This is a genomic window from Kitasatospora sp. NPDC001660 (assembly GCF_053596725.1).
Genome location: NZ_JBSFGU010000094.1, coordinates 1 through 10,912, shown reverse-complemented (window position 1 = coordinate 10,912; position 10,912 = coordinate 1). Strand labels below are relative to the sequence as shown.

6 protein-coding genes are annotated in these 10,912 nt (G+C 73.1%); 1 reads left to right on the top strand and 5 read right to left on the bottom strand.

All coding sequences use genetic code 11. The annotated features are described in order from the left end of the window. A partial coding sequence (locus tag ACWCXH_RS38880) for a transporter substrate-binding domain-containing protein (protein WP_449806241.1) occupies positions 1–1,038 on the top strand: 1,038 nt, incomplete at its 5' end. A gap of 123 nt (positions 1,039–1,161) precedes the next feature. On the opposite strand, the gene ACWCXH_RS38875 is transcribed toward ACWCXH_RS38880, so the two are convergent. The 5 genes from ACWCXH_RS38875 to ACWCXH_RS38855 all read right to left on the bottom strand — a co-directional run. Next, the gene (locus ACWCXH_RS38875) at positions 1,162–1,350 is read right to left on the bottom strand and encodes a hypothetical protein (RefSeq protein ID WP_449806240.1); all 189 of its coding nucleotides are present in this window, start codon (positions 1,348–1,350) and stop codon (positions 1,162–1,164) included. A gap of 14 nt (positions 1,351–1,364) precedes the next feature. Beyond that, positions 1,365–2,111 (bottom strand): SRPBCC domain-containing protein, encoded by a 747-nt coding sequence (locus tag ACWCXH_RS38870; RefSeq protein WP_449806239.1) that lies wholly within the window; start codon positions 2,109–2,111, stop codon positions 1,365–1,367. A gap of 30 nt (positions 2,112–2,141) precedes the next feature. Continuing rightward, positions 2,142–3,401 carry a cytochrome P450 family protein gene (locus ACWCXH_RS38865; protein WP_449806238.1) on the bottom strand — a complete coding sequence of 420 codons (1,260 nt, stop codon included), beginning with the start codon at positions 3,399–3,401 and terminating at the stop codon, positions 2,142–2,144. Positions 3,402–3,411: 10 nt separating this feature from the next. Further along, positions 3,412–3,627 carry an MbtH family protein gene (locus ACWCXH_RS38860; protein ID WP_449806237.1) on the bottom strand — a complete coding sequence of 72 codons (216 nt, stop codon included), beginning with the start codon at positions 3,625–3,627 and terminating at the stop codon, positions 3,412–3,414. 3 nt (positions 3,628–3,630) lie between these two features. Beyond that, positions 3,631–10,912, bottom strand: a 7,282-nt coding sequence (locus ACWCXH_RS38855; RefSeq protein ID WP_449806236.1) for an amino acid adenylation domain-containing protein, incomplete at its 5' end; no start/stop codon positions are given.

Genomic DNA, 10,912 nt, shown 5'->3' with positions numbered 1-10,912 from the left:
AAGCCGGCGATCCAGTACGTCGTCGAGGAGGCCGCCGCCGCCGGGCTGTCCGACATACTGATGGTCACCGGCCGCAACAAGCGCGGCATCTCCACCCGCCCGCCCCTCCCGCACCCAGGACTCACCTCCATGCCCCGACTCCCCGCCGGCCGAGCAGCACTGGCCACCACGGGCCTCTGCGGCCTGCTGGCAACCAGCTGCGCCTCCGCCCCACCTCCGCCCGACTCGGCCTCCGCCCTGCGGGCCCGGCTGCCGCAGTCGATCCGCGCCGCCGGCGAACTGCGCATCGGCTCCTACCTCAACTACGTCCCGGTCGAGTACAAGGACGCCGGCGGGTCACCCATCGGCCTCGACCCGGACCTCGCCACAGCCCTCGGCTCCTACCTCGGCCTGCGCGTCAGGTTCCTCGACATGCCCTTCAACGACCTCATCCCGGCCGTCCAGTCCGGGAAGCTCGATCTGGCGATGTCGGCCGTCATCGACTCCAGCGACCGCCAGCAGGGCAAGGACGCCACCGGCCACGTCACCAACCCCGGCGTGGACTTCGTCGACTACTTCCTCACCGGCACCTCGATCCTGGTCAAGGCGGGCAACCCGCTGGGCCTGTCCACCCTGGACAGCCTGTGCGGACGCACCATCGCCGTGCAGACCAACTCGGTCCAGATCAAGGTCGCCAAGGCCCAGTCCGCCGCCTGCGCCAGAACCGGCAAACCGCTCCGGATCGACTCCGTGGACACCGACGAGCAGGCCGTGGCCGAGGTCTCCTCCGGAACCGCCGCCGCCGACCTCAACGACTACCCCGCCGCCTCCTACAACACCACCGCGCCGAACCGCAGGGGCATGTTCCAACTGGTGGGCACCTACCGGGAGTCGGTCCCCTACGGAATCGTGGTCGGCCGGGACCGCAAGGAACTGTCCGCCGTGCTGTCCCGAGCGCTCGACCAGCTGATCGGCAACGGCACGTACCAGAAGATCCTCGACAAGTGGAACGTGGGCAGCGGTGCCATCGTCAACGTCACCGTCAACGCGGGACTTTGAGCTCAGTGCGCCGCCGGAGAGCCGGCCCCGCTTCTGAGGCGTGCCGCAACACTCGACACGAGGCCGGTGCCGTCCGGGAACTGCCGTGCCGGACGGCGCCGGCCTCGTGGGGTCGCGGGAGGTTCACCAACGGCCGCGCGACGGTGTGAGGTTGAGCTTGGCGCTGAGCGTCGAGAGGAAGGTCGGAAGCTTGTCGACCATGGTTCTGGGGACCGGGGTGGTCTGGACGGTGCCCCGCCTCACGTCCTGGATCACGAGCGTGAAGGTGCCGTCCTCCTCGACGAGTTCGGCGGCGTAGAGCAGTCTTTCCATCAGACGTCCCGGTTCTACGCGTTGTCGTTGAGCCAGGCGTTCCACGCCTTGGTGGCCTGCTCCTCGTCCGCGTCCTCGGCGAACAGGTGGTGGCCCAGCCAGATCGGCCAGTTCCAGGAGCTGCCGTTGAAGAACCGGTACAGCGCGTCGGGGCCGCGCAGGCCGATGAAATCGGTGCCGATCCAGTCCACCACCACATCCTCCGGGCCGCCGTCCGGGCCGGGGACGAGGAGTGGGAGCCGGTCGCCGACGGCCGCGTCGTCGGAGAGGCCGAGGCGTCGGCGAAGGACGGCGAAGTCGGCCGGGTCGGCGGTGGTTTCGGGGCGCTGGGCCCTGACGTAGACGGCGGGGCGGCCGGCGAAGTGCCGCAGGTACTCGGCGAGGCCGTGCTGGTAGAAGTCGACGTGCTTCTCGGCCGCGTCCGACTTGTTGTCCCAGGCCCAGGTGTCGTCGACGACGCCCGTGTGCACCCAGTGGATTCCCATGCGCAGGTGGCTCGTGCCACCGTCGACCGACTCGATCCGGTAGGTGAGCGTGTTGGAGAACCCGCCGTCCTGGGTCGCCCGGACCGCGAAGTGGTGCGGCGGCTCCCACGCCACGACGGTGGCGTCCCCCCGGGTGACCTTTCCGCCGACGCGCGGCTCCACCTCCATCGGGTAGAGCCAGCCGAGGTTGCCGGCGCCGGTGGCGACCGCGTCCCAGACCTGCTCGGGTGTGGCGGGCAGGTCCTGCTCCCGGCGGACCTCGAACTCTCGGGCCATGGTCAGTTCTCCTTCGTCGTCGTTCATGTGTCAGTAGGTGAGCGGGAGGGCGCTCAGGCGCCGTTGCAGCGGGTTGGGCCGCCATGCGAGGGCCGCGCCGTCGGCGGCCTCGTCGGCCAGCCGCAGCTGCGGGAGGCGGCGGACCAGCGTGCCGATCGCCACCTCCGCCTGGAGCTTGGCGAGCGGCCCACCGAGGCAGAAGTGCGGGCCGTTGCCGAAGCTCAGGTGCCGGTTGCCGGGGCGGGTCAGGTCGAGCCGGTCGGGGTCCGCGAAGCGCTCGGGGTCGCGGTTGGCCGCGGCGAGGAACAGGTACACCAGCTCGCCCTCCCGCAGCGTCCGACCGCCGATCTCCAGGTCCTCCGCGACGACCCGGACGATCGCCTGGGTCGGTGTGTCGTAGCGGGCCAGTTCCTCGACTGCGGTGCGGATCAGCGCTGGCTCCTCCCGCAGTCGGGCCAACTGGTCGGGGTGGCGCAGCAGGGCGAGCGTGCCGTTGCCGACCAGGTGGGTGGTGGTCTCGTCGCCCGCGGTGATCAGGACGAAGCAGGTGGACAGCAGCTCGGAGTCGGTGAGCCGGTCGTCCTGCGCCTGCGTCGCGACCAGGGCGCTGATCAGGTCGTCGCCCGGGTCGGACCGGCGCCGGCGGACGAGCCGGGCGAGGTACTCCTCGTACTGCTCGATCGCCGCCTCGGACTTGTCGATGTCCTCGCTGAGCCGGCCGAAGCGGCGGAACCAGGTCTTGACCTGCGGGCGGTCCTCGGGCGGGATGCCGAAGAGCTCGCAGACGACGGACAGCGGCAGCGGGGAGGCGACGGCCTCGATCAGGTCCATGGTCGGGCCGGCCGCGACCGCCTCGTCGACGAGCCGGTCGACGATCCGCTGGATGCCGTCGCGCAGGGCTTCGACCCGCCGGGCGGTGAACGCCCGGTTGGCGAGCTTGCGCAGCCGGGCGTGGTCCGGCGGGTCGGTGTTGGTCATCACCCGGTTGAGCCGGTCGGTGAGCCGGCTGAAGGCCTTCAGGTCGCCGCCGAGCGTGCCGTAGGCGCGGGTCATCCGGTCCCGGTCGTTGGACAGCCGCAGATCGCTCAGCGCCGCCTCGACGTCGGCGTACCGGGTGAGGTGCCAGATGCCCTGGGCGCTGCGGTGGACCGGGCTCTCGCGCCGCATGCGGGCGTAGAGCGGGTACGGGTCCCGACCGGCCTCGGGCGTCCGCAGCGCCGCGGCGAGGTCGTCGGGCCGGGCGAGGCCCGCGCTGTCGCGGGCCTCGTCCAGGGTGTCGGTGGAGGTCACGTCGGCCGTGCTACCGCTGGGCGTCCATGGCGTCGGCGAGGCTCTTGGGCCGCATGTCGGTCCAGGCCTGCTCGACGTGCTCCAGGCAGGCGGCGTGGGTGTCGGGGCCGTGGACGACGGTCCAGCCCTCGGGAACGTCGGCGAACTGCGGCCAGAGCGAGTGCTGGTTCTCGTCGTTGACGAGCACGAGGAAGGTGCCGTCCTGGTCGTCGAAGGGGTTGGTCATGGGTCAGTCCTCCTGGTGGGAAAGGGTGGTGTCACCGGTGGCCTCGGCGAGCTTGGCGGCCAGGATCGGTCCGATCTGGGCCAGCGAGCCGGCTTGGGTCATCCGGTCGTGCCGGGTGGTGATCTCGTGGGATTCGATCCGCCCGGCGATGTAGGGGCGCCAGGTTCCGGGCCCGGCGTTGTCCTCGGCCCGGTCGATCGTGGAGTTGAAGAGCAGCAGGTCTCCGTCGAAGGTGCCGGGGACGAAGTCGACCGCCAGCTTCGCGTTGTTGATCATGATCTGGACGATGACCTCGATCTGCCGCTCCGTCAGGCCCGCCAGCGCGCTGCCCCGCCGGTTCAGGACCTCCGCGACCTCGCCGTAGGTCAGCGCCCGCTCGCCCAGCTCCTCCGGGTCGACGTCGAGCACGCCGACGAGCACGTCCCGCTCGGTGGGCACGGGCACCTCCTCGAACAGCACGTCCTTCACCGGGTAGGCGTCGAGGATCGCCAGCATTGCGGTCCGTCCGCCGCGCGACTGCAGCTCGCAGGCGACCGCGTGGGCGATCAGCCCGCCGGCGGACCAGCCGAGCAGCAGGTACGGGCCCTCCGGCTGGATCTTCTGGATCTGGTCGGCGTAGTCGGCCGCCATCTCCTCGAAGGACGTCGGCAGGGGTTCGGGCCGGCCGAGGCCGCGCGCCTGGATCGCGTAGACCGGGTGCTCCGGGCCGACGTGGTTCAGCAGCCCGCTGTACGACCAGCTGATGCCCCCGCCGGGGTGGATGCAGAACAGCGGTGTACCGGTCCCGGTCGAACGCAGCGGCAGCAGCACGTCCAACGCGTCGTCGGGGTCGTTCATGACCAGGCGCTCCGTGAGCCCGGCCACGGTCGGCGCCTCGAACAGCATGCGCAGGCCCAGTTCCACGCCGAGGGTCTCGCGGACGCGGGAGGCCAGGCGGGCGGCCAGCAGCGAGTGCCCGCCCAGGTCGAAGAAGCTGTCGTCGATGCGCACCTGGTCCCGGCCGAGGACCTCGGCGAACAGGCCGCACAGCAGCTGCTCCTGCGGCGTCCGGGGGCCGCGTCCCTCGCCCGGTGTCCCGTACTCGGGGGCGGGCAGGGCGGCCCGGTCCAGCTTGCCGTTGGCGGTCAACGGCAGTGCTTCCACGGTGACGAACGCCGAGGGCACCATGTACTCGGGCAGTTCGCGGCGCAGCCGCTCGGACAGCGCGCCCACTTCGGGCGCGCCCTCGGGGGCGGGCACCACGTAGGCGACGAGCCGCTTGTCGCCGGGCTGGTCCTCGCGGGCGACGACGGCAGCCTGGACGACGCCCGGGCAGCCGGCGAGGACCGCCTCGATCTCGCCGGGCTCGATCCGCAGACCACGCAGCTTGACCTGGTGGTCGGCGCGTCCGGCGAACTCCAGCGTGCCTCCCCCGGCCTCCGGCCGGGGGGACCCCCATGCCGGCCACCACGCCAGGTCGCCGGTGCGGTACATCCGGCTCCCGGGCGGCCCGTACGGGTCCGCGGTGAAGCGCTCCGCCGTCAGGGCGGGCCGGCCGAGGTAGCCCCGGGCCACGCCCGTCCCTGCGAGGTAGAGCTCGCCGACCAGGCCCGCCGGCACCGGCCGCAGGTGGTCGTCGAGCACGTAGGCGCGCATGTTCGCCATCGGCCCGCCGATCGGCACGGTCGCGGCGTGCTCGGGGAGGGTGCGCACCGGGTGGCAGGTGGCCAGGGTCGTGGCCTCGGTGGGCCCGTAGCCGTTGACCACCTCGATGCCGGGGCAGGCTGCCAGCACCCGGGCGACGGCGGCCGGGGAGACCACGTCGCCGCCGGTCCACACCTCGCGCACCCCGGCGAGCAGGCCCGGCCGTTCCTCGGCGACCAGGCGGAACAGGCCGGCCGTCAGCCACAGTCCGGTCACCCCGTGCGCGGTGACCGTGTGCTGGAGCAGGTCGAGGTCGAGCCGCTCGGGCGGTGCGACCACGATCCGGCCGCCGCTGAGCAGCGGCACCCACAGCTCGTACGTCGAGAGGTCGAAGGCGGTCGGGGAGTGCATGAGCACCCGCTCGTGTCCGCCGCCGTGCCATTCGGGGGTGAGCGCGAGGCCCACCACGTCGCGGTGGGTGACGGCCACGCCCTTCGGCCGGCCGGTCGAGCCGGAGGTGTACATGATGTACGCCAACTGCCGCTGGTCACACGGGACGTCCACGCCGGACGAGTCGGGCTCGGCCTGGATCAGCGCGGTCACCACGTCCTCGGTGAGCACCAGCGCGGCCCCGGTCTCCCGCAGGATCAGCTCGATCCGGGACGAGGGGAAGCGCGAGTCGAGCGGCACGTAGGCGCCACCCGCCGTGATGATCGCCAGGATCGCCACGACCAGCTCCGCCGAGCGGTCCAGCATGACCGCGACCGGCGTCTCCGGCCGCACGCCCTGGCGGATCAGCGCCCTCGCCAGGCGGTTGGCCCGCAGGTCGAGCTCCCGGTAGGTCAGCTCGGTGCCGCCCGCCACGACCGCGACCGCGTCCGGGGTGGCCCGCACCTGGCGGGCGAACAGCTCCGGCACTGCGGCCTCGGGCAGTTCGACCGCGGCGCCGTTGGACTCGGACAGCAGCCGCCGGCGTTCCTCGCCGGACAGGACGTCGATCCGGCTGATCGGCCGGTCGGGGTCGGCGACTGCCGCACGCAGCAGCCGCGCCCAGCGCTCGAACAGCAGCTCCACGGTGGGCGCGTCGAACAGGTCGGTGGCGTACTCCACCGCGCCGACCAGGCCGTCGAGGCCACCGTCCGAGCGGAACTGCTCGGCCAGGCTGAACGTCAGGTCGACCCGCGAGGTTCCGGTCGACGCCTCCAGGTGGCCGGTCTCCAGCCCGGGCAGCGCGAACTCGCCGAGCGGCGCGTTCTGCAGGGCCAGCATGATCTGGAACAGCGGGTGGTGTGCCAGTGACCGCACCGGGTTGACCACCTCGACCAGGTACTCGAACGGCACGTCCTGGTGGTCGTACGCGGCGAGCGCCTTCTGCCGCACCCGGCCGAGCAGTTCGGCGAAACCGGGGTCGCCGCTCGTGTCGGTGCGCAGCACCAGGGTGTTGACGAAGAAGCCGACGAGATCGTCCAGCGCCTGGTCGGTGCGGCCGGCGATCGGGCTGCCGATCGGGATGTCCGTGCCGGCGCCGAGCCGGGTCAGCAGCGCGGCGAGGCCGGCCTGGAGCACCATGAACATGCTGGCGCCGCGCGCGCCGGCCAGGTCCCGCAGCGCCCGGTGCAGTTCGGCGTCCAGCCGGACCACCACCCGGCCGCCCAGGTGGGAGGCCACCGGCGGCCGGGGCCGGTCGGCGGGCAGCTGCACCTGCTGCGGCAGCCCGGCCAGCTCGTGCTTCCAGTAGGCCAGTTGCCGGGCGAACAGGCTGTCCGGGTCGGCGGCGTCGCCGAGCAGGTCGCGTTGCCAGCGGGTGTAGTCGGCGTACTGCACCGGCAGCGGGGACCACTGCGGCTCCTCGCCCCGGCAGCGCGCCGCGTAGGCAGCAGCCAGGTCACCGGAGAGCGGGCCCATCGACCAGCCGTCGGCGGCGATGTGGTGCACCACGACCAGCAGCACGTGCCGTTCGGGCGCGAGCGCGTACAGCTCCGCGCGCACCGGCGGCTCCGCGGCCAGGTCGAAGCCGCGCCGGGCCGCATCCGCCAGGCGCTCGGCCAGCCGGCTCTCGTCGAGCTCGACCACCGGCAGCGCCGGGTGCGCCTGCGATGCGCTCAGCACGACCTGGTACGGCACACCGTCCGTCTCGCGGAAGACCGTCCGCAGGCTCTCGTGCCGGGCGACCACGTCCGCGAGCGCGGCGTGCAGGGCCGACCGGTCGAGACCGCCGGTCAGGCTCAGCGCGAACGGCATGTTGTAGGTGGCGCTCGGCCCGTCCATCCGGTGCAGGAACCACAGGCGGCGCTGGGCGAAGGACAGCTGCACCTGTTCGGGCCGCGGCTGGGCGGTCAGCGCGGGCCGCGCCGTTACGGCGCCGTCGAGGCGAGCCGCCAGCCCGGCCACGGTCGGTGTCTCGAACAGCGTCCGGACTTCCAGCTCCGCGCCGAGGGTCGCCCGGACCCGGGAGGCGAGGCGGGTCGCCAGCAGCGAGTGCCCGCCCAGGTCGAAGAAGCTGTCCTCCACTCCGACCTGCGCCAGCCCGAGCACCTCGGCGAACAGCTCGGCGAGGAGCTGTTCCTGCGGGGTGCGCGGCGCCCGCCCGCCGGCCGGGCCGAGGTCGGGGGCGGGCAGCGCGCGGCGGTCGAGCTTGCCGCTGGCCGTCAGCGGCAGCGCCTCCAGCGCCACGAACGCCGACGGGATCAGGTAGTCGGGCAGGCGCCCGCGCAGCCAGTCGCGCAGTTCGCCGATGAGGGCGCCGGTGCCCCGGCTGCCGGTCGGGCGGTTGGTCAGCGACGACAGCGCCCTGCCGGTGGCCCTGGCCGGCCGGTACGGCTCGACCGGGGAGCCGTGGTGCGCCGACGGGTCGGCGAAGACGACGTCCAGGGCGTCGGCCGCGGTGACCGACCAGGTGACGCCCACCCAGCGGTCGAGCTCCCGCCCGAGGGCCTGGAAGTCGTCCGGGTCGGGGAGGTCGCCCTCCTCCGGGGCGTGCAGCCGCTCCAGCAGCTCGGCGAGCGACCCGTCCCCGTTCTGCACCGCCCGGGCCAGGGCGGACTCGCGCACCACGCGGCGGTTCGGCACCCCGGTGATCCGCAGCACGTCCGCGCGCGGACGGGCGAGCAGCTCGCGCAGCTCGTCCAGCCCGGCGAGCTGCCGACCCCACTCCAGCTCGACGGACCGGCTCGGGGCCGCCGGAGCGACCGGTGCCTTGTGCAGCGTCACGTCGTAGCGGTAACGCGTCAGTTCGTTGTGCTGACGGCCGCTCTTGACCTCCACGGCCACCGCGCCGATGTCCGTGCCGGTCTCCCGCAGGACGGTGAAGAAGTCCGGGTCGACCAGGAGCTCCTTCTCCACCCTGACCGCCTGCTCCACGGCGCGGCGCACCGCCGCGAGGTCACCGCCGTCACCGGCGCGGTGCAGCTGGACGGCGGTGGCCAGCGGGCGCAGCAGCCGCAGGTTGCGGACGTCGCCGACGAAGAGCGCACCACCGGGGGCGAGCAGCCGCATCAGCTTCCCGATCACGTCCGCGAGGTAGTCGGCGGACGGGAAGTACTGCACCACCGAGTTGATCACGATGGTGTCGAACTGCCCGGCCGGCAGCCCGTCGGTGTCGTGCGCCGGGCGGGTCTGCAGCACGACGCGCTCGGCCAGGTCCTCCCGCCGGGCCACCTGCGCGGTCAGCGCGTCGATCGCGGTGGCGGAGAAGTCGGTTGCCCAGTACGTCTCGCAGTGCGGTGCGATCTGCGAGAGCAGCAGGCCGGTGCCGACGCCGACCTCCAGCACCCGGCGGGGGCGCAGGGCCAGGATGCGGGCCACGGTGGCGTCCCGCCACTCCCGCATCTGATCGACGGGGATCGGGCTCGCGTCGTAACTGCTGTTCCAGCCGACGAAGTTCTGTCCGAAGGCGGCTTCCTCGGGGGCGATGGGCAGGGCGTCGTAGATGTCCTGCCACTCGCCCACGTGGTCCGCTTCCAGGCCGCTGTCCCGGGCCGCGTCCTGGCGCGGGACGACGTATCCGACGAGCCGGTCGTCCTGGGCGAGGACGGCGGCCCGGGCGACGGCGGGGTGCTCGGCCAACGCCGCCTCGACCTCGCCGGGCTCGACCCGGAAGCCGCGGACCTTCACCTGGTCGTCGGCGCGGCCGACGTATTCCAGCTGGCCGTCGCCCAGCCAGCGCACCAGGTCGCCGGTGCGGTACATGCGCTCACCGGTGCCGAACGGGCAGGCGACGAACCGTCCGGCCGTCAGGCCCGGCCGGTTCAGGTACCCGCGAGCGAGACCCGCACCCGCGACGTACAGCTCCCCCGCCACGCCCGGCGGCACCGGCCGCAGTTGCCCGTCCAGCACGTACACCCGGGCGTTGGCGATCGGACGGCCGATCGGCGGCACGCCCGCTCCCGGGGACAACGGGTCGCTCATCGTCGCGCACACCGTCGTCTCGGTCGGGCCGTACGCGTTGATCATCCGCCGGCCCGGCGCCCAGCGCTCCACCAGCTCCGGCGGGCAGGCCTCGCCCGCCACCACCAGCGTCGACACCTTCACCGAGCCTTCCGGCACGGCGGCCAGGACGGACGGGGGCACGGTCACGTGGGTGACCTCGAGGCCCGGGTCGGTCAGCGCGGCGAGCGGCTCGGCCGCGGGAGGCAGCACCAGGGCCGCGCCGCGCAGCAGCGCGGTGCAGATCTCCGACACCGAGGCGTCGAAGCTGGGCGAGGCGAACTGGAGCACCCGGCTGTCGGGTTCGATCGCGAAGCGCTCGATCTGTCCGGCGACCAGACTCGCCACACCGCCGTGGCCGACCACGACGCCCTTGGGGCGGCCGGTCGAGCCCGAGGTGTAGATCACGTAGGCCGGATGCCGGACGTCGAGCACGACGCCCGGGTCGGTCTCCGGCCAGTCCCCCTCGGCCACCAGCGCCCGATCATCGACCACCACCGACGGACAAGCGTCCTCCAGCATGAACGCGATCCGCGCCTGCGGGTACGCCGGATCCACCGGCAGGTACGCGGCCCCGGCCTTCAGCACACCCAGGACGGCCACCACCGACTCCACCGACCGCGGCAACGCCACCGCCACGACCTGCTCCGGACCCACGCCCCTGGCGATCAACGCATGCGCGAACCGGTTCGCCCGGGCGTTCAGCTCGCGGTACGTCAACTCGACGTCACCGCACACCAGCGCGACCGCCTCCGGCGTCGCCGCCACCTGCACCGCGAACGCCTGCGGGACCGGGACGGTCGCCACCTCGCGGGCGGTCGCGTTGCCCCGCTCCAGCAGCCGGTGCCGCTCGTCGGCGTCGAGGAGCTCGATCCGCCCGATCGGCTGCTCCGGGTCGGCGGCGACCGCCTCGAGGAGGAGCGTCCAGCGTCTGGTGAGGGCGGCGACCGTCGAGCGGTCGAACAGGTCGGTGGCGTACTCCACCGCGCCGACGATCCCGGCCGGGCTGCCGTCCGGACCGAACTGCTCGACGAGGCTCACACCCAGGTCGAACTTGGCGGTTCCGGTGGCCACCGCGTAGGTGGCGACGTCCAGGCCGGGCAGCGAGAACCGGCCCATCGGCGCGTTCTGCACGGCCAGGACGGTCTGGAACAGCGGGTGGTGCGACAGCGACCGGGACGGGTTCAGCACCTCCACCAGGTGCTCGAACGGCACGTCCTGGTGCGCGTACGCCGAC